Consider the following 18,449-nt stretch of genomic DNA (forward strand, 5'->3'; position numbering starts at 1 on the left):
GGCCGATTTTTTTCCCGCAAACACATCGAATCAGCCTATTTAGGCTATTTTTTCCACCATTTCTGGCGTTATTTCCGGTTTTTACTGAGATCTCTCCCACTGACGTATCATTTGGTCCACCCGAAACAGGTTGGCCAGGGTGAATAACATCGCCAGTTGGTTATCGTTTTTCAGCAGCCCCCTGTATCTGGCTTTCACGAAGCCGAACTGCCGCTTGATGATGCGAAACGGGTGCTCCACCTTGGCACGGATGCTGGCTTTCATGTATTCGATGTTGATGGCCGTTTTGTTCTTGCGCGGATGCTGCTTCAAGGTTTTTACCCTGCCGGGACGCTCGGCGATCAGCCAGTCCACATCCACCTCGGCCAGCTCCTCGCGCTGTGGCGCTCCTTGGTAGCCGGCATCGGCTGAGACAAATTGCTCCTCTCCATGAAGCAGATTACCCAGCTGATTGAGGTCATGCTCGTTGGCCGCGGTGGTGACTAGGCTGTGGGTCAGGCCACTCTTGGCATCGACACCAATGTGGGCCTTCATGCCAAAGTGCCACTGATTGCCTTTCTTGGTCTGATGCATCTCCGGATCGCGTTGCTGCTCTTTGTTCTTGGTAGAGCTGGGTGCCTCAATGATGGTGGCATCCACCAAAGTGCCTTGGGTCATCATGACGCCTGCTTCGGCCAGCCAGCGATTGATGGTCTTGAACAATTGACGGGCCAGTTGATGCTGCTCGAGCAGGTGGCGGAAATTCATGATGGTGGTGCGATCCGGCAGGGCGCTATCCAGGGATAATCGGGCAAACAGGCGCATGGAGGCGATTTCGTACAGGGCATCTTCCATGGCACCGTCGCTCAGGTTGTACCAATGCTGCATGCAGTGAATACGCAGCATGGTCTCCAGCGGATAGGGCCGTCGGCCATTGCCCGCCTTGGGATAAAACGGCTCGATGACAGCGGTCATATTCTGCCATGGCAGAATCTGCTCCATGCGGGAGAGGAAAATCTCTTTTCGGGTCTGACGGCGCTTAGTGCTGAATTCACTATCGGCGAAGGTGAGTTGATGGCTCATGATGTCCCTCTGGGATGCGCTCCGGATGAATATGATGATCTCATATCAGGAACTTGTTCGCACCTTCCCTAAGCATACCTCGGTCATATTGTTCATAACCTACGCATTATAGCTGTTCTTTATCTTTGCTTCTTACATTTACAATGCGGATAGTTTGGTCAGTTCTAGACATTATTCGGATTTGCCATGGATTCCTTGCTTTCCATGTGACGACTAGTATTTATTCCTTACATGGCATAGCACACCCTCTCAAAGTTAAAAAAGGTCGCGCCAGCGGCCTTTTTTAACGCCTACTCGTTTAATGGGGTCGGTTCCGGCTGAGGGCGAAATGACACCCTAAGCGTTAGCTCTGTGTCGTTGCACGATGTCAGCGACGGTATTCTTGCTGATACCGAGCTCGCGTGCGATCCAGCGATAGCTGCGTCCCTCGGCCCTCATCGCAACCACCTTAGGCAAAAGTCGGTCTGATTTTGGTCGCACTCCGGCCTGACGACCAAGCCTCTTACCACGTGCCTTCGCAACAGCAAGGCCTGACTTGACCCGCTCGCTGATGAGATCCCGCTCAAACTCCGCAATGCCGGAAAGAAACGTCGCCAGCATTCGTCCATACGGCGACGAAAGATCGAACGCCATTCCATTCATGGCTATCACGGAAACCTTCCAGTTCTCCAGTTCACGTAGCGTATTGAGCAGATCGAGCGTCGAGCGCCCCCACCGGGAAAGCTCAGTGACCAGGATTGCATCAATTTGTCTGGACTGGGCAAGCGCCAGGACTTTCTTTCGCTCGGCCCGGTCGAGTTTAGTTCCTGAACCTGTTTCCTTAAATATTCCCACCACGTCGTAGCCGGCACGGCCGGCGAAGGCTCGCAGATCAAATTCCTGGCGTTCACAAGACTGATCCGCTGTTGAAACCCGGCAGTAAATGGCGGCACGATGTCCCAATTGAACCCTCCTGGATTTTTGTATCGGAACGCCCTGATTTATATGGGCTGGCTGTTGTCCAAAACAGACTATACTTCAAAAGGGACGAATTTGTATGTCACGACGCCATATTTTCACCGAACGGCAGCGAGCAGCGCTGTTCGATCTGCCCACGGACGAACTGTCGCTACTGAAGTTCTACACGCTGGGCGATGATGACCTGGAAAACATTAGGCAGCGCCGCAGACCGGAAAACAGGATTGGCTTTGCCCTGCAACTTTGTGCCTTACGATATCCGGGCCGTGCACTGGCTCCTGGTGAGATGATCCCGCGTGAAGTCCTTTCCTTCGTCGGTGCTCAGCTTGGAGTTCCGGCTGATGCGCTTCTCACTTATGCCACACGGCGCCAAACCCGTCAGCAGCACATGGACACGCTGCGCGAAATTTACGGCTACAAGACCTTCACGGGCCGTGGTGCCCGTGATCTGCGGGAGTGGACTTTCGGCCAGGCCGAAGATGCCAGATCAAACGAGGATCTTGCTCATCGTTTTATTGTGCGGTGTCGGGAAACTTCCACCATTCTGCCCGCAGTATCGACAATCGAGCGCTTGTGCGCGGATGCTCTGGTCGCCGCTGAGCGGCGGATTGAAACGCGGATTGCGGAAAATTTAACAGCGGATGTTCGCGATCACCTGGACAAACTTCTGAGTGAAATGCTCGCCGGCAATATCAGTCGTTTCATCTGGCTTCGCAACTTCGAGGTTGGTAACAACTCGGCTGCTGCTAACCGTTTGCTCGACAGGCTCGAATTTCTGCGTACCCTGAATATCAATCATAGTGCTTTGGCCAGCATACCTGCCCATCGCATTGCCCGGCTGCGTCGGCAGGGTGAACGCTACTTCACCGACGGTTTGCGTGACATCACTTCGGACCGCCGCTGGGCGATCCTTGCCGTCTGTGTTGTGGAGTGGGAAGCGGCGATTGCTGATGCCATAGTCGAAACCCATGACAGGATCGTAGGAAAAACCTGGCGGGAAGCGAAGCGCCAGCATGACGAAACAATTTCCGGCTCTAAAGCCACACTCACGGATACGATCCGTACCTTCACCGCGCTGGGAGCTTCGTTGCTTGAGGCCCGCAGTGACGGAACCCCGCTGGAGATGGCTGTCGCCAGTTCGGTTGCATGGGACCGGCTCGCTCAACTGGTAGCGACAGGGACTCAACTCAGCAACACGCTAGCCGATGAGCCTCTTGCATATGTCGGGCAGGGATACCATCGCTTTCGTCGTTATGCGCCCCGCATGTTGCGCTGTCTGAAGCTCGAAGCCGCGCCGGTCGCCGGACCATTGGTAGCAGCAGCTTTGTCGATCGGAGAGATGAAAGGTGTTGCATCGCCAGAAAGGCGTTTCCTGCGGCCCAGCTCCAAATGGAACCGTCATTTACGAGCTCAGGAAAAAGGAGATACCCGTCTTTGGGAAGTGGCGGTACTCTTTCACCTCCGGGATGCTTTTCGTTCCGGAGATGTCTGGCTCGCTCATTCGCGCCGCTATGGTGACCTCAAGCAGGTACTGGTGCCGATGATCGCGGCGCAGGAAAATGCAAAACTGGCCGTGCCTTCCAACCCACAGGATTGGCTGGCAGACAGAAAGGCGCGACTCACGATCGCTCTTAAGCGGCTGGCCCGGGCTGCCCGTAACGGCACTATTCCGCACGGTAGCATAGAAGATGGAACGTTGCGGATCGACAGGTTGACAGCAGACGTGCCGGATGGTGCCGAGGCACTCATACTGGATCTGTATCGCCGAATGCCGTCCGTTCGGATTACCGACATGCTGCTTGAAGTTGATGCAGCCCTTGGTTTCACAGATGCGTTTACCCATCTGAGAACCGGGGCTCCATGTCGCGACCGGATCGGTCTGCTCAACGTCCTGCTCGCTGAAGGGCTCAATCTGGGCCTGCGTAAGATGGCGGAAGCTACAAACACGCATGATTACTGGCAGCTCTCACGCCTTGCCCGCTGGCATGTTGAAAGCGAAGCCATGAACCAGGCATTGGCAATTGTGGTGGCCGCGCAGGGTAAACTGCCGATGTCACGCGTCTGGGGGATGGGCACGTCAGCATCGAGCGATGGTCAGTTTTTCCCGACAGCGCGGCATGGCGAAGTCATGAACATGGTCAATGCCAAATATGGTTCTGTTCCCGGCCTCAAAGCGTATACTCACGTAAGCGACCAGTTCGCGCCATTCGCTTGTCAGTCGATCCCGGCGACCGTGAGCGAGGCACCGTATATTCTCGATGGACTACTGATGAACGAGGTCGGTCGCCATGTTCGCGAACAGTATGCCGATACAGCAGGATTCACCGACCATTTGTTCGGAGCCAGTAGCCTGCTCGGCTACAATCTCGTTCTGCGAATCAGGGATCTGCCATCGAAGCGGTTGTACGTATTTAATCCCGATACGACCCCCAGGGAGTTACGCAAGTTGGTAGGCGGAAAAGCCCGGGAGGATCTTATCGTTGCGAACTGGCCTGATATTTTCCGTTGTGCCGCGACGATGACCGCTGGCAAAATCAGGCCCAGCCAACTCCTGCGCAAGCTCGCTTCTTACCCACGACAAAACAACCTTGCAGTTGCGCTTCGTGAAGTTGGTCGTATTGAACGGACCCTTTTCATTATTGAGTGGATCCTGGATACGGACATGCAGCGGCGTGCTCAGATCGGTCTTAACAAGGGAGAGGCCCACCATGCGCTCAAAAATGCGCTCCGTATCGGGAGGCAGGGGGAAATTCGCGATCGCACGACAGAGGGGCAGCACTACCGAATCGCTGGGCTCAATTTATTGACTGCGGTGATCATTTACTGGAATACCGTCCATCTTGGTCATGCCGTCACGGAGCGGCGGAACGAAGGGTTGGATGTTCCCCCTGAATTTCTTCCCCACATATCCCCATTGGGCTGGGCGCACATTCTACTGACTGGCGAATATCTTTGGCCCAAGGAACCGAAAGCTTAGGGTGTCATTTCGCCCTCAGCCGGAACCGACCCCGGAGACGGAAAACATCACCCTGACGCTCAACCGCGCCAGCCTTTCCGATTTGCCGTAGGCAAGGGCCGCTCTCATCAGAGATCTGAACTTGTGCTAAAAAAATCAGCCACCTCTGGTTAGTCACGGAGCCCACCGATATGCGCGCCTGCGTCGACGCTCTGACGCGGAAGGGTTGAGGGGGTGGTAAAATTTATGACAAATATTGATCTCGAGTGAATTTTTGGATATTCTGTACCTTGAAAGCACGTACGGCTTCCATCCTGGAAAGCTGACAAGAAAGGAGCCAGTGACTAGCGGACGCTTTCATCCGTGTAGCCACACCTATTAAGTGAGGTTTTCTACATGACTACCATTTCGCAGAAGTCTGCTCGGGAGATGCTTGGCACCCCTCAGAACTTCAGAGGCGGTGTGTATGTGACAAAAAATGGTGCAGCTGAGCTGTTTATTCAGACCGCAGAAGAACGTGAAGCGGAACTGGTTGAACGCCACCAGCAGCAGCAAGTAAACGCCATGCTGAAACTGGTTAGCCTGTCTCAGCATGATTTTGAGAACGGCCGCCACGAAACCGCCCGTGAGCTATTAGCACGGAGGCGAGCAGAGCGGCATAAATAATATGAGGCCCATAAATGACGGTAGCAATCACCACCCAAGTAACAGAACAAACTTTATCAGTAATTGAGTCCTATAAAGCGGTAACAATGTCAGACGATGATGCTCGCGATTTTGCGACTGATTTGTTGGAACAAGCTATCGTCGATATTGAGGCTAATCCCCTTCAATATCCGTTTGAACAAAACGCGCTGGCCAACGGCGTAAAGTTGCGCCGCTGGTTAGATCCAACCGGGAAATACATCTGTCTTTTCCGCTATAACCAACAGACTGACGAGGCGATTCTCGACATTTTTGCCAGCACACGTCAGGACTGGTTATCACTTCTCTATCTCGTCCAGATCTCCCGCCCATAAAGATCGAAGCATGTGACGACTCCCCCTGCGATGGCTGTGGGGTTCACATTTGTGCTTTTATCATCCCCAATAACCGCCAAGGCGGTTGTGGGGTTTGAGGGCCAATGGAACGAAAACGTACGATAGCGACATAACCCATTGTTTAAATTGTGTGATTCATAGACATCAATATAATTTTTTAGCATTCCCTTTATTCCTGTCTGAATGTTTTCCCTTCAACTTCGTTAGATCTGTGTTCAGCTTCATCATAGGCGCGTCGTGAAGCTTCTATATCCTGCCATGTGTCGCGAATCCAACGGGTAAAACCAGCAAGTGGCTCCAGCATGGAGCACCCTCGTTCAGTCAACTCGTATTCGACACGAGGCGGCAGTTCAGGGTAGTAGTGGCGCGAAACTAGACCATCCCGTTCAAGGTTACGCAACGTTAACGTCAGCATGCGTTGCGAGATGTCCGGGATGCCCCGTCGAAGCACCCCGAAACGCATCGGTGTATCGGGATAGAGAGATAAGAACGAAATAACCAAAATTGTCCACTTGTCTCCCAGTCGGGCTAATACACTTCCGGGAGCACAAGGCGTCAGTACCGGGCCTCTGGGCGTATGTAGAACAGGTCGGCCATTGACCTCATCTGGCATCATGGTCTGTCCATCTTCAGGAATGTTCTCCATTAGTTATCTCTCTGTAACTCAGTATCAAAAAAGTGCCGTCTTGCGGAAATACCATGATAGTTCAAAATGAGAACCTTCAAAAGTTACTATGGGGTACTGAGATGCAACAGTCTTTGGAAGGCACTGTTGCAAAGTTAGCGATGAGGCAGCCTTTTGTCTTATTCAAAGGCCTTACATTTCAAAAACTCTGCTTACCAGGCGCATTTCGCCCAGGGGATCACCATAATAAATGCTGAGGCCTGGCCTTTGCGTAATGCACGCATCACCTCAATACCTTTGATGGTGGCGTAAGCCGTCTTCATGGATTTAAATCCCAGCGTGGCGCCGATTATCCGTTTCAGTTTGCCATGATCGCATTCAATCACGTTGTTCCGGTACTTAATCTGTCGGTGTTCAACGTCAGACGGGCACCGGCCTTCGCGTTTGAGCAGAGCAAGCGCGCGACCATAGGCGGGCGCTTTATCCGTGTTGATGAATCGCGGGATCTGCCACTTCTTCACGTTGTTGAGGATTTTACCCAGAAACCGGTATGCAGCTTTGCTGTTACGACGGGAGGAGAGATAAAAATCGACAGTGCGGCCCCGGCTGTCGACGGCCCGGTACAGATACGCCCAGCGGCCATTGACCTTCACGTAGGTTTCATCCATGTGCCACGGGCAAAGATCGGAAGGGTTACGCCAGTACCAGCGCAGCCGTTTTTCCATTTCAGGCGCATAACGCTGAACCCAGCGGTAAATCGTGGAGTGATCGACATTCACTCCGCGTTCAGCCAGCATCTCCTGCAGCTCACGGTAACTGATGCCGTATTTGCAGTACCAGCGTACGGCCCACAGAATGATGTCACGCTGAAAATGCCGGCCTTTGAATGGGTTCATGTGCAGCTCCATCAGCAAAAGGGGATGATAAGTTTATCACCACCGACTATTTGCAACAGTGCCCTCTTCTCCTTTCATCCGGCGGGCAATGTCGTGCTGGATGTTGCGGGTCACATCAGGCGCGCCCTGAACCACGGCAGGTGAAACCAGAATGACCACATGATGCTGCTGCTGATACTCCGCCAGACTCTTCTCCAGCGCGTCGTTAAACCGATCAGAGAGCGCTTTGGACTGCGCCTCTGTCAGCTGCTTCTGACTCACACTGTCCATAAAGCTGTCGAGCGTTTTCTTCATATCAAAAGCCACCACCCGCGGCGTGGAGTAGTCCAGAACCACGCGTGAGAGAAACGCGCTGGTTGCCAGGGCGAAAAGCACGAGAGCAACGATGACAGGTATCCGGCGAAAGGTAAGAGAGGTCGTACTGACCGGTTGTTCGGTGTTGTTTTTCATCACTGTTTATCCTCCATGTCATTCACCGGTATTCGGGATTCAAGCTCAGCCATTTCGTCTTTAAAGTTGCGACACGCGAGGCCGTACACCGCATCGTGGATATCGACCCCCTCCTGCCGGCGTGCTTTCATGTACTCAAAATCCGGGCCTTTCGAGGAGTACATCGCCCGGCTGAGCGGGTCGACGAACAGGCGGTGCCAGGAGCAGTTCGCTTCCACCTGCAGCATAAAAGAGGAGAACCACTGCTCTTTGGCCGAACCGAAGCCGTTAATCATGTCTTTCTCCAGCTTGCTGAACTGATCCGGGTACAGCTGGTTATACTTGGCAAATTCCTTCGCTGACTGTTTCAGAATGGCCTTGTACGATGAGTTCCCCCAGGCAGCGCGTGCAGCGCTGGAGGCGGTCGGGGAGTCGAAGTCCACGATATTTTGCGTGATGGTGATGTATGCGCCGGTATGTCGACGCGCGGTACGGTAGCCTTTCTCGATGAACTGACCCACTTTTTCATTTTTGAAATCAAGGAGCTTCCAGCCCTCATCGATGACGTTCAGTTTTTTCAGGCCACGCGGTGACTGATACATCCTGTTCTCGATGTAAATAATCAATGAGAACATCACCGCGATAAGCAGAGAGGGCCGCGACTCCAGGCCACCGAGCTCCAGTACCACCATCCGGGCGTCATCGTGAAGTGTTGGTTTATCTGAGTTGAAATAGTCCCCGTAGATCCCATTCACCGTGTACTGATCGAGCAGGATTATCATCTCGTCCAGACGGCCCCGGATTGTCGGGGAATCAGCATATTCATCGCTGTCCTTCGCGTCCTGTAAAAACTGAACTACGTCATCAACGCGTGCATGATTACGCTTGCTTAACCAGGCCGCCTGAACTGCCTGCAGAAGCAGGCCTTCATGGACTTCATCGAGGTTGCCGTTCGGACTGGCCATCACCGACATCTGATCGCGTATACGTTCTGCTGACATGTCGAAGTGAGCATCATCCAGCACGTTGGCGAACGGGTTAAACTTGAGGGTATCGCCATCGAGGTATACGCCCCCCATGTTTTCACACAGGGACTTATAGCCATCCCCCATGTCGAACACCCAGGCAAACCCGCCGGAGTCGAGCACACTGCGAATGAGGGGCTGAATCAGACCGGTTTTACCCGCCCCGGAGGTGCCGCAGACCGCCATGTTGAAATTGGTATTGTTCATTCCCTCGTAGAACAGGTCGATGAACGCCAGCTGATTTCGGTAGGTGGGGGCCAGGAGTCCCGCCGGCGCCAGCGGGCTGTCAGCGACGATCGGCAGGAGGTTAGCCACCTGGAACGTCTCCGCCCGCTTCACCACGCCTGCCGCCTGCAGCTCTTTGAACAGGCCTTCGCCGCATTTGAACGGCATCATGGCCAGAAAATTACGCAGGTGATGGTAGCGGGCCGGGATAAGCTGGAAGCCACCCTTACGGTAACTGTTGAGCACCTGCTGCTCGGTAGCGAGAGAGGCCTCTGCGTTATCGGCGGTATACGTGGTGATATTAAAGAAGTAGGACACCAGGGAGGTCTGGTTGGTCGCCAGTCGCTGGCGGATATCGCCCCACTCCTGCATTTCCTTTATCACGTTCGGAAAGTACTTCGCGTAGGAGGTTTTGCTTTTCTTCTCCACGTCCATGAATTTCAGGTTGGCTTCGTTCTGGGTCTTCACCTGGTCCTCCACCATCAGCGTCAGCGTGATGACAAAGGGGCAGGAGATGGAGAGCTCCGGGTTCAGCAGGTTGGCGTAGTTGTCCGCATTGGACCAGAGGAAGGCCATTTCCGGATCTTTCTCCAGATGGTAGCTCGTCACCCGGGTCACGCACTCTTTCCCGTCTCGCCCCAGGCGGCCAATTTTCAGATGACCGGCCGTGACCTTCATATCAAAGCTGTCATCGACACACTGATAGTTCAGATCCTGATAGGGGTCCAGCTTATACGGTACGCGGTACATCTCGTGCGGGTCCGGGTTAATCAGCTCACGCATCAGTTCGACCAGCCCGGCCGCATCAAGGATACGCGTCGGAATGTAAGCCCCGCCCAGTGACGCCCGCAGGATTTTTATCTGGTTCTCCATCTCCACAATTTGCGTGGCGGAGTTCTTCTTCCGGGGCACGCAGCAGGAGATGTACACGCGGTAGTTACGCAGCGTCAGGGGTAAATCCAGATTGTCCGGCAGGGGAAATTGTGTTTCCGCCGCCCGGAGATAGTAGGCGCGGGTAATGGCGTTAAACTTTTTAGCCTGTTTACCACTCCAGCGGAATTCACGCAGACCGTAGTCGATATCATTGCCGACCAGTTTGCTGGAGACCAGATGAAAACTGACCGGGACGCCCCGGGGAAGTTTGCTGCGCAGTAAATGCTCCAGTGTGGCGACGATACTTTTATCCGCACCGGGTAAAGGACGCGCCTCAAACATAAAACCGATGGTTTTGTTATTAATAAACAGCCCGGTCGCGGAATCATAATCCTTATAGGGCAAAATACGGCTGAACTGGGGGAAATTCATGCTGCCCAGCGTGTCATTGGCTTTCGCGGATTCGTCGGGCAGCTTCAGTGCTGATACCAGTGAATTCACAGCCTGGGTGACGGCATCGATGATGTTATTACTCATGCGGGCGTTCCTTTAAGAGCATTTCAAAATAACAAGGGTAATAAATGGCAAGAAGAATATTCATATCCGCACTAGAAACTCCTTCTTATAATGGAAAGCACTGGAATAAAAAACAATAAACACATGGAGGCAATAATCTGACCCATAAAGATCGAATCCAACAACACCTCCCCTTGCCACAAACAAATAAGCAGAGTGATAAATAATAAAACCACATGAAAGAAAACAATCAGGAACAGAATGTTCGCTGAGAACTCCCCATCACCAACTTCCACCTCTAAGCAGAAAAAATAAAATACACACAAACTACAGATAATATAGACGCCTTCATGTCGAATACCCTGAAAGAAATCAGGAGAAAACTCTCCTGCCAGTCCATTGTAAGTCAGTCTGGCTCCCAGATAGATGAGCCAGTAGACTGGAGGTATAAACAAAAATCCGTACTTTCGAAGAAACAGCATCATATCCATCCCCTGATTATTTGCTCATAGCGTTCAGTGCGTTAAGTTTTTTTTCACGTACTGCTTTAATCTCTTCTTTATACTTGCATTCTGATGCCATCTTTTTTGCGTCACCGAAAGTTAATGGCTCTGACGAAGTGCCTGTGTTAGTTTGAATTGCTAAACGTAACGCCTCACCTGCACAAGGTGTCTAATGAATAATACTTTGCAGTTGTTCTGGAGTAGCGGGCTGCATATCGCGAGAATCTTCAATATACTGCACAAAAAATACCCAGTTAACACAATTAAAAGAAGAACTATCAAAAAACCAAATTGCTGGCCAATTTCTTGCTGTCTTTCCATTGCTCCATCCCTACCGGTCAATCCAGTTTGTTAATCAGCATTTCATTTTGAGTTAGCTTTATATAATTCCCACTGATGGATATAGGAATAATACTGCCCACCAGGCACATTAATAATGATGCCATCACAGTCCAGTTTATTAACAGGGCTGGTAAAAGCGCCTGTCGGCATGTTTACCTCAAGTGTCCGGCAGTCATCTTTCCAGTGTCTACCTGCTTCAAGTTCATCCATCGAAAATGAGTGAATGGAGATAACGAACATCCCGGAAAACCCAACCACCGCTATAAGCGCACAGTATATGAATGTATCGCCTCTGTTAACTCGAAGATTGAATTTTTCAGGGATGGCAACCATTGCCAGCGCACCGACCACACCAATAACAAAAAGAATCAGGCATATACCGTTAAGCCATGCAACGTTATGTCCAAGTATATAGTACGCTTTCACTTTCTTATTCCTTATGCTGCATACTTTCAAATAACGTGAGATTGTTAATACTGACCATCGGTCTTACTATTCACCTGCCCCTATCCGATCAAAGTAATAAATCAAGACATAAAACATATAAAAGATCACTGTGGCTGTAAAAAATCCAGTTATTACTGACAGCGTCAAATCAGGAAAGTCCGCCCATATGTTTTTATCCTTAAACACCATAAAAGAAAATAAAGCACTGAGACCTGTAAGCCCAAACAACATTAAAATACAGGCAAGCGTATCTCTTATAAAAACACCAATAATTACATAGCCGTAACCGCAGATAATGATTGCCATTGCAAAAAAAAGTCGAACAAAACCATCAAAACTTAACTGGTATTCAGCCATTTACCCACCCTCACTCAATGTTTCTATCACGCTGCTCAAAGGCTCGCGTGTTTTAATTTCAATGCACTCTCCTGTATTACTTCCGTAACCTCTGCCTCCACGTGCTTCGAGTACCCGTAGCATTTTTATGCAGACATCTGTATTAGGCATGGGAGTAATATCCCAAATCCCACCGCCACTACTCGGCGTCATCAGCACCAGAAAAATAAAGGCATGCATACTTTATTGCCTCTGTTTATATATTAACGAATGAATATTTCTTTCATTGCCTCTGCGATAGTTGTTTGCCTATTGCCACTTATCGCTCTGTCATAATCAGACTTGCTTACATTTTCAATAACATCACTACACTGAAGTCGATTTTGCGCTGGAGAGAAAAACCCTTTATCAATATTAGTCTCAAGCAACCGGCAGTCATTTTTCCAGTGATGAGATAGAACTTCGGGCACTGTATTACTGTCAGTAGAAAAAAACAGGCTATAATATGTCAATTAAAACACCACAGCCATCGTACATTTGAATAATTCACTCATAACCAGCCTTTGCTTTCAGTTAAAAACATCATTGCATTTTATATTCAGATGAACTTCCCTCTGGCCTGTACTTAACGGGAAGGTAGCGGGTTATTCCATCAGGACATGACCAGGCGTCTTTGCGACCATTAAATCCTTGTTGAGCATCGAAAGCTGACACCTTGCAGTTTGTTAACGTATACATTGTATTATTTTTTCTAAAAACCATATCTTTATAAGTATCCTCTGGTGACAAAATAACAAGAGCGGTTATAACATGAAGAATTAAAACCCCAGAGAACATGCAACCACGTAACCCCCTTCTCTCAAACGCCCTTGATGCAAAAGATCCAACTATCACTCCCATGCCAATAGCGAGAAAAAAATAAAATATATAAAATGAGTCAGCCCGAACAAGTCTATAAGAGAATGTTAAATAATTAATCATTTTCAACCCCCCCTTTTAAATAACCCTTACATAAAGATACATGAGCGTAATATCTTCGTCTGAGCACGCTACCGCCCATCCCTTTCAACGCAGAGGGCACTCGTTATAATTCAGAAATGAAAACTTACTGCAGCGCCAGTAATGGCGCTGTGAATCAATTAAGGCGAGGCTGTCCCCACGCCGATGGTTTTACGACAAAAAGAACCGTTGCTGGCTGGTGATATACATCATCTGAATCCACATACGGCGCTATCCACAATGACGTTGTCTCCTCCCCTTTTCTTAATGGCCGGGGATAATTACCTGGCGGTGTTGACGGTGACGTAAACGTTGACGCCACTACTGGTAAAGACATTTTCACTACCGGCAAAGACTGGAGCCTTTTCTCGGTTTCGAAATATATTGCCTCATTCTTTGCCGTTGGATTATTTAGGTACACTGCACGTGCTCGTTCTCTCTCCGCTGCCACTCTGGCCCGGTTCAGGTTGGGTTGAGGCGGCAACGGGTACGAATTAACTGACGTGGTTCTGAAATTACCCTCAGCCAGTTGTGGCAACCCGGCCGCAGCCGGCTTTGCATCACTGCGTTCCTCCTTCAGCTTCGCTTTTTCATTTGCCTGCTCCATCGTCATACAGGTATCCGACGTCGTGGCATTACATTGAAATTCAGTCTCTGTGCCCGCGCACCCGGTTAAGAGCAAAGCGCTGCCCAGAGGAATTAACAGCATTAATTCCTTCATAATATTTCTCGCTATTTATCGGTTTTTTTTTTCAGGTTCATCCTGAGCTGGGTATTTTCCTTAATCGCCCGAACTAGCCATTATTTTCCCCCTGCGGCGCTGCGCCCGGAGAGAACTCACGCGGATCAAGTTTGCCCAGCTTCTTCAGCATCTCGTCAGTATTGAATCCGTTCATACCGCCGCCTGACTGATGATGTGCATCAGCCTGCTGTGCCGGCTCCGCCTCCTGATTCTGAGCCTGCTGTTGCCCGTTCTTTTCCGCTTCCAGTTCTTCAATCGTTTTCAGCTGGAATCCATCCTGGAACACGACGGTCACTTCGTTGCCGGCACCAATCGGAATGACCGGGTGATACTGCTCGGCCCTTTTGATGTAGTACTCGCTCAGCGTCTGCGCAGCTTTAGATGCACCACCGCCGACCCCCATTTTCAGAACGTCACCGGCGCCAACAGATGCGGTTGCCCCCAGGCCAACAGCCGGCTGTGAAGCCCGTTCCATGCCCTGACCAATCCCGTCAACAAAACCGGCCCCCCATGCCCAGCCGAGGATTTTTCCGTTACGCATCACCACCTCTCCCTTAACCCCGTTTTTCCCCATAAAGGAAACGTGGCCGTTAATGGGCTGATCGATGGTTTTATCACCTTTGATACAGCTGATATTGCGGGTACGGACGATGGCGCGTTCGCTGGAGACATCGCCCCAGGCTTCAAGGCCCACAAAACACCCTGTCAGGTCGTAGGTTTTGCTGTTTGGCATTTCCACGCGACCGGTGATACGCAACTGCATCGGTACAGTTGATTCATTCCCGGTAACAGACGCGTTGGCATCTGCCCCCTCGATAAGCATGCTTTTTGCAAAGCTCCCCGACGGAATGTACGGCAATGACTTCGTTTTTTTTCCTTTGTCGTAACTGAACGTTTTACGCTGTATCTGGTTTGGTACCGGTACAGACTGGTAGCTGACCTGCGGCGGCGGTGTCATACCATTCCCCGGATAGAATGCCGTCGGAGGCGGTACCGCGGCGCCGGTTTGCGGCGGATAACTGGCTGGCTGCGGCTCCCCTTCCGGACCGGGTGCCGGTGACGGAGGAGTCGGCGCGGGCTCGCCACCAGAGACAGCCGGTTTCACGCCCAGCGCCTTCAGCTGAGTCTGCATGGCTTCATTATCACTGCTGAGCTTGTCGATACGTATCTGGTCAGCGGTTCGCGCCTTACTCAGTAGGTCCACTTCCCCCTGCAGGGAGTCAAAACGCTTGTTGAGATCAGCGGCAGTCGCCTGCATTTCTGTTGTCGCGTGCTGCTCCACCTTACTGTTGAAGCTGCTGTCGACCACCCCGGTCATATCCGGTGCGGGTTCGCCCTGAGCCGGGGCTTCCTCATCAGAGCTCATGTTCAGATCTGACAGATACAGCCCGCCTCCGACTGCTGCCGCGCCGCCCGCCAGAATGAGTCCCAGCCAGATATATTGCTTACGTTTGATCAGCGTGTTGAAGTTGGCCATCAGCGCTTCACTCCTTCATCTGACGTCGTGACCCAGATCTGCATGCGACCACCGGCAGTCTGCAGGCCCGCCGGGGTACTGAACATGACGGCACGTGTTCCGGGCTGCCAGAAATCGCTTTCACGCACCATACGGGCCGACAGGGAGACATTGTCCAGACTGTAACGGACGACTTTCAGGTGGTGGCCGACCCAGACCCTGTCGGCAGTGGCGCGCAGACCAGCCGGCACCTGCAGCACTTCAGAAGTGACGGGGACAGACTGATACTCATCGGGTACGCTGCCCTGACGCACGGCGCGATTCAGCGAAACCAGTAACGATTCATAGGGGTTCGACTCTTCCCAGGCTTTTGCCGGACCGGGGGTACCCGCCAGCTCGCTGACCAGCTGAATTGTCCGGCCTGAGCCCGCACGGGGCACGGCACGAATGGAGAAGTTCAGCCCGCGTTCGGTTTCCACAATGAAGGTGAATGGTTTTTTACTGACGGTCGCCAGAATGGCACCGCCGCTGTCGGTCTGCTCCTGGTTTGTCAGGCCACCGTCCAGGCTGTTTATCGCCGTGATGCGATCTCCAGGTACTGTGAACAGATTCGGGTCGGTGTTACTCACGGCAATATTTGCCTGACCACCATTGGTGAGGGGGACCACTGTCGGCGCCAGCGTACCGCTAAGGGTCGCGGACATCGCGGGGGCGACCAACAGCAGACAGCCTGAAATAAATAACGGGTTAATTTTTTTCATTATTTATTTCTCCAAAACGCGCCAGCCAGCTGACACCATCGACACGACTGAACTGAATGACATAGCTTTTAATTTCACTGTAGGGTTTGGAATCCCCAATCCACGTTTTCAGCTCACCCCGGATATCCACGCGGTTCTCTGCCGGCCAGGCACGCATCGACGTCATATAAAAGGTGGAATTAACGTTATTGTCTTTAATGCGTTTCGCATCTTCAGCCAGCTGGACCTTGAGGCTGTTCTGCGAGGCGGGTAATACATACCGGAGAAGCTGCTGATGCTGGGCATCAACCGTTTCCGGCGTGACATTCAGACGCAGGGCAACAAAGGACAGGCCCAGCTGCTCAATATAAGAGGCGTCAGCCTGGTTCTGAGACACCGCAAAGGGTGCACGGAATAACATCGGTGTCACCGCCACTTTCTGTTCCGTCTGCAGACGGTAATTATTTATGCCCTGGATAATATTGGTCGCAAGACTGAGGGTCAGGAGTGTCCCCAGACTGATAAATCCCACAGCGATAACGCGGGTGGTATTTTGTCTGGCACCATGTTCCATATGTTATTTCCCCGTTGATTTATTTAATCCACTGCCGGAAACAGGAGTCCGGAACATCATGAAAGAAACCTTTAAGAAGGGAGGTTGGCAGATACCAGTAAATCAGGTCGCGTAGCCAGGAACTGCCCCGCCCTTTTTTCAGTTTCTTGATACCCCAGAAAACCAGTACCGCTGAAGCTATGCCAAAAATGAACTTGCTGGTCCAGAAACCCCAGCCGAGACAAATCACGGACGGGATAAGTTCATCGAGATATAAGCCAAACCAGCGGGACTGGTTAGTCAGTGTTTCCGGGAAACGGTATCGCTTTAATTCGTCTCCCGTCATCACGTGCTTCCTGTCAGTAACCGGCGACCGACATACCGATGGTGATAAAGGTGGAAATAATCGCGAAGCCAAACAGGAACTTCACGTTTTTGGTCATCATGTACATGATGCCGCCGGCGACAACTTCTGCCAGAACCACCCATTTGACGACACTGGACTGCTTACCAAACGTGCCTTTAACGGTCGCATCCCCGGACTTCATCAGGTCGGTTGCCGTGGTGCAGGGCCGACGCATGATCATTCTTTGCGCTAGTTGATCAAGTATCGATCAGTTGAGCGGCGCCAAGTACGATTTTAATTGTACCTTGCGTTGCCAAGCTGTAAATAGTCGAGATCTTCGCGAATTCAACTTCGAAGTGCGACACTCGCCTATGCCGCCTGACGGTACTCTTCGAATACCTTGACAGGCTGCCTGAATCCGAGACATTTCCGAGGTCGTAGGTTGAGCCACTGCTCCGCTCTCCTGACATCCTCGTCCGTGACCTCTCTCAGGTCTGTTCCCTTTGGGATAAACTGCCTCAACAGCCCATTGCTGTTCTCGTTCAGACCGCGCTCCCACGAAGAGTAAGGGTGCGCAAAGTAAGTCTCGGCACCCAGCGCTTCCTCTATCGCCTTGTGTTCGGCAAACTCGCCGCCGTTGTCAAAGGTGATGGTATGCACCTGCTCGATGTAGGGCGTTAACATCTCGATTATCGCATCCCGCACCACCCCAGCCTGTTTGCTCGCGACCCGCTTGACCAGATAGAGCCGGCTCTTGCGCTCCACCAGGGTGACCAGTGCACCTGTGCCTTGCTTGCCCAGCACCGTGTCCGCCTCCCAATCACCGAGCCGCTCCCGGCTATCGACGATAGCCGGCCGTTCATCAATAGAGCGGGCTTCCTTGATGGGAGAACGCAGGCTGCTCGCCCCCTTGCGGTAGCGCTTGTGGCCCTGGCGCAGATGGCGGTACAACTGGCCACCCCGGGCTTTGTCGGCGGCCACATGGCGGTATATCCACTCGTGACTCACCATGAGGCCTATCTGCTTGCCCACCGCGCTTATCTGCTCCGGGCTCCACCACCAGGCGAGTGTCAGCTCGACAAACTGGATGACATCGGCAGATAGCCGAGATTTGGCCGCACTGGCCCGTCGGTGGGTGGCGTGCTGATGCGCATTGTCTGGCTGGTAGCCCTGCGGCCCGGCGTTACGACGCAGCTCCCGGTAGAGGGTGGAGCGATGAACGCCAATGGCGCGTGCGGTGGCAAGGATGGACATCCCCTGTGCGCGAAGCACCGATAACTGGTATCGTTGCCCCTCGGTCAACTGCTGATAGCTCATGGTGATACTGCTTTTACTTTGGCGAGCAGAAGGGTACCACCAATCAGCAGTTGGCCACCTCTCG

Annotated in this window: 20 protein-coding genes and 2 pseudogenes; 3 read left to right on the forward strand and 19 right to left on the reverse strand. The window is 52.0% G+C overall.

What is annotated here, in order from left to right; all coding sequences use genetic code 11:
* Positions 1-81: 81 nt before the first annotated feature.
* Positions 82-1,062: an IS5-like element ISKpn26 family transposase gene (locus Electrica_RS27735; RefSeq protein WP_009310076.1), complete on the reverse strand. Its 981-nt coding sequence runs from the start codon at positions 1,060-1,062 to the stop codon at positions 82-84.
* Positions 1,063-1,398: 336 nt separating this feature from the next.
* A complete protein-coding gene (locus Electrica_RS27745) occupies positions 1,399-2,004 on the reverse strand; it encodes a recombinase family protein (protein WP_000509966.1) in 606 nt (201 codons plus the stop codon).
* A 94-nt stretch (positions 2,005-2,098) separates the two neighbouring features.
* Between Electrica_RS27745 and Electrica_RS27750 the strand changes: the two genes are divergently transcribed.
* The 3 genes from Electrica_RS27750 to Electrica_RS27760 all read left to right on the forward strand — a co-directional run bounded on the left by Electrica_RS27750 (position 2,099) and on the right by Electrica_RS27760 (position 5,994).
* Positions 2,099-4,996 carry a Tn3-like element Tn5403 family transposase gene (locus Electrica_RS27750; RefSeq protein WP_023307208.1) on the forward strand — a complete coding sequence of 966 codons (2,898 nt, stop codon included), beginning with the start codon at positions 2,099-2,101 and terminating at the stop codon, positions 4,994-4,996.
* A 375-nt stretch (positions 4,997-5,371) separates the two neighbouring features.
* On the forward strand, positions 5,372-5,641 hold the full coding sequence (locus Electrica_RS27755) for a hypothetical protein (RefSeq protein ID WP_023280901.1): 270 nt from the start codon (positions 5,372-5,374) through the stop codon (positions 5,639-5,641).
* Between the two features lie 14 nt (positions 5,642-5,655).
* Positions 5,656-5,994 carry a hypothetical protein gene (locus tag Electrica_RS27760; protein WP_023280902.1) on the forward strand — a complete coding sequence of 113 codons (339 nt, stop codon included), beginning with the start codon at positions 5,656-5,658 and terminating at the stop codon, positions 5,992-5,994.
* A gap of 190 nt (positions 5,995-6,184) precedes the next feature.
* Here Electrica_RS27760 and Electrica_RS27765 read toward each other — a convergent pair whose 3' ends face one another.
* The 17 genes and pseudogenes from Electrica_RS27765 to Electrica_RS27850 all read right to left on the reverse strand — a co-directional run bounded on the left by Electrica_RS27765 (position 6,185) and on the right by Electrica_RS27850 (position 18,385).
* Positions 6,185-6,628, reverse strand: coding sequence for a winged helix-turn-helix transcriptional regulator (locus Electrica_RS27765; RefSeq protein ID WP_074186234.1), 444 nt, complete (start codon positions 6,626-6,628; stop codon positions 6,185-6,187).
* A gap of 204 nt (positions 6,629-6,832) precedes the next feature.
* Positions 6,833-7,536, reverse strand: a pseudogene (locus Electrica_RS27770) (IS6-like element IS26 family transposase).
* Between the two features lie 36 nt (positions 7,537-7,572).
* Positions 7,573-7,986: a type-F conjugative transfer system protein TrbI gene (gene trbI / locus Electrica_RS27775; RefSeq protein WP_142255982.1), complete on the reverse strand. Its 414-nt coding sequence runs from the start codon at positions 7,984-7,986 to the stop codon at positions 7,573-7,575.
* Positions 7,986-10,625 (reverse strand): type IV secretion system protein TraC, encoded by a 2,640-nt coding sequence (gene traC / locus Electrica_RS27780; protein ID WP_142255983.1) that lies wholly within the window; start codon positions 10,623-10,625, stop codon positions 7,986-7,988. Before traC ends, trbI begins: the two co-directional genes overlap by 1 nt.
* 71 nt (positions 10,626-10,696) lie before the next feature.
* Positions 10,697-11,095, reverse strand: coding sequence for a hypothetical protein (locus Electrica_RS27785; protein ID WP_014343490.1), 399 nt, complete (start codon positions 11,093-11,095; stop codon positions 10,697-10,699).
* Positions 11,096-11,470: 375 nt separating this feature from the next.
* On the reverse strand, positions 11,471-11,875 hold the full coding sequence (locus Electrica_RS27795; RefSeq protein WP_004197817.1) for a hypothetical protein: 405 nt from the start codon (positions 11,873-11,875) through the stop codon (positions 11,471-11,473).
* Between the two features lie 66 nt (positions 11,876-11,941).
* On the reverse strand, positions 11,942-12,253 hold the full coding sequence (locus tag Electrica_RS27800) for a hypothetical protein (RefSeq protein WP_142255984.1): 312 nt from the start codon (positions 12,251-12,253) through the stop codon (positions 11,942-11,944).
* Positions 12,254-12,472, reverse strand: a complete 219-nt coding sequence (locus Electrica_RS27805) for a hypothetical protein (protein ID WP_014386199.1) — start codon at positions 12,470-12,472, stop codon at positions 12,254-12,256.
* Between the two features lie 23 nt (positions 12,473-12,495).
* Positions 12,496-12,744, reverse strand: a complete 249-nt coding sequence (locus Electrica_RS29100; RefSeq protein ID WP_223175793.1) for a hypothetical protein — start codon at positions 12,742-12,744, stop codon at positions 12,496-12,498.
* Between the two features lie 70 nt (positions 12,745-12,814).
* Entirely contained in the window at positions 12,815-13,213 is a 399-nt protein-coding gene (locus tag Electrica_RS29105) for a hypothetical protein (protein ID WP_020277946.1), read from the reverse strand.
* A 154-nt stretch (positions 13,214-13,367) separates the two neighbouring features.
* Positions 13,368-13,952 carry a type IV conjugative transfer system lipoprotein TraV gene (traV, locus tag Electrica_RS27820; protein WP_020277945.1) on the reverse strand — a complete coding sequence of 195 codons (585 nt, stop codon included), beginning with the start codon at positions 13,950-13,952 and terminating at the stop codon, positions 13,368-13,370.
* 73 nt (positions 13,953-14,025) lie between these two features.
* On the reverse strand, positions 14,026-15,450 hold the full coding sequence (gene traB, locus Electrica_RS27825) for an F-type conjugal transfer pilus assembly protein TraB (RefSeq protein WP_142255985.1): 1,425 nt from the start codon (positions 15,448-15,450) through the stop codon (positions 14,026-14,028).
* Positions 15,450-16,190 (reverse strand): type-F conjugative transfer system secretin TraK, encoded by a 741-nt coding sequence (gene traK, locus Electrica_RS27830; protein WP_048235042.1) that lies wholly within the window; start codon positions 16,188-16,190, stop codon positions 15,450-15,452. The genes traB and traK overlap by 1 nt, the downstream gene beginning before the upstream one ends.
* On the reverse strand, positions 16,177-16,743 hold the full coding sequence (traE, locus tag Electrica_RS27835; RefSeq protein ID WP_004144423.1) for a type IV conjugative transfer system protein TraE: 567 nt from the start codon (positions 16,741-16,743) through the stop codon (positions 16,177-16,179). Before traE ends, traK begins: the two co-directional genes overlap by 14 nt.
* A gap of 19 nt (positions 16,744-16,762) precedes the next feature.
* Positions 16,763-17,068, reverse strand: a complete 306-nt coding sequence (gene traL / locus Electrica_RS27840; protein WP_142255986.1) for a type IV conjugative transfer system protein TraL — start codon at positions 17,066-17,068, stop codon at positions 16,763-16,765.
* Positions 17,069-17,081: 13 nt separating this feature from the next.
* Positions 17,082-17,288 (reverse strand): annotated as a pseudogene (gene traA / locus Electrica_RS27845) (type IV conjugative transfer system pilin TraA); the annotation flags it as partial.
* Positions 17,289-17,437: 149 nt separating this feature from the next.
* The gene (locus Electrica_RS27850; RefSeq protein ID WP_019706001.1) at positions 17,438-18,385 is read right to left on the reverse strand and encodes an IS30-like element ISAs2 family transposase; all 948 of its coding nucleotides are present in this window, start codon (positions 18,383-18,385) and stop codon (positions 17,438-17,440) included.
* Between the last annotated feature and the right edge of the window lie 64 nt (positions 18,386-18,449).

It is taken from the genome of Klebsiella electrica (assembly GCF_006711645.1).
GTDB classification, from domain to species: domain Bacteria; phylum Pseudomonadota; class Gammaproteobacteria; order Enterobacterales; family Enterobacteriaceae; genus Klebsiella; species Klebsiella electrica.

Bases quoted from the DNA above. Each gene is read 5' to 3' on its own strand.
- Electrica_RS27735 (WP_009310076.1), bottom strand. From the start codon at position 1,062: ATGAGCCATCAACTCACCTTCGCCGATAGTGAATTCAGCACTAAGCGC.
- Electrica_RS27750 (WP_023307208.1), top strand. From the start codon at position 2,099: ATGTCACGACGCCATATTTTCACCGAACGGCAGCGAGCAGCGCTGTTC.
- Electrica_RS27755 (WP_023280901.1), top strand. From the start codon at position 5,372: ATGACTACCATTTCGCAGAAGTCTGCTCGGGAGATGCTTGGCACCCCT.
- Electrica_RS27760 (WP_023280902.1), top strand. From the start codon at position 5,656: ATGACGGTAGCAATCACCACCCAAGTAACAGAACAAACTTTATCAGTA.
- Electrica_RS27765 (WP_074186234.1), bottom strand. From the start codon at position 6,628: ATGCCAGATGAGGTCAATGGCCGACCTGTTCTACATACGCCCAGAGGC.
- trbI (WP_142255982.1), bottom strand. From the start codon at position 7,986: ATGAAAAACAACACCGAACAACCGGTCAGTACGACCTCTCTTACCTTT.
- traC (WP_142255983.1), bottom strand. From the start codon at position 10,625: ATGAGTAATAACATCATCGATGCCGTCACCCAGGCTGTGAATTCACTG.
- Electrica_RS27785 (WP_014343490.1), bottom strand. From the start codon at position 11,095: ATGGATATGATGCTGTTTCTTCGAAAGTACGGATTTTTGTTTATACCT.
- Electrica_RS27800 (WP_142255984.1), bottom strand. From the start codon at position 12,253: ATGGCTGAATACCAGTTAAGTTTTGATGGTTTTGTTCGACTTTTTTTT.
- Electrica_RS27805 (WP_014386199.1), bottom strand. From the start codon at position 12,472: ATGCATGCCTTTATTTTTCTGGTGCTGATGACGCCGAGTAGTGGCGGT.
- Electrica_RS29105 (WP_020277946.1), bottom strand. From the start codon at position 13,213: ATGATTAATTATTTAACATTCTCTTATAGACTTGTTCGGGCTGACTCA.
- traV (WP_020277945.1), bottom strand. From the start codon at position 13,952: ATGAAGGAATTAATGCTGTTAATTCCTCTGGGCAGCGCTTTGCTCTTA.
- traB (WP_142255985.1), bottom strand. From the start codon at position 15,450: ATGGCCAACTTCAACACGCTGATCAAACGTAAGCAATATATCTGGCTG.
- traK (WP_048235042.1), bottom strand. From the start codon at position 16,190: ATGAAAAAAATTAACCCGTTATTTATTTCAGGCTGTCTGCTGTTGGTC.
- traE (WP_004144423.1), bottom strand. From the start codon at position 16,743: ATGGAACATGGTGCCAGACAAAATACCACCCGCGTTATCGCTGTGGGA.
- traL (WP_142255986.1), bottom strand. From the start codon at position 17,068: ATGACGGGAGACGAATTAAAGCGATACCGTTTCCCGGAAACACTGACT.
- Electrica_RS27850 (WP_019706001.1), bottom strand. From the start codon at position 18,385: ATGAGCTATCAGCAGTTGACCGAGGGGCAACGATACCAGTTATCGGTG.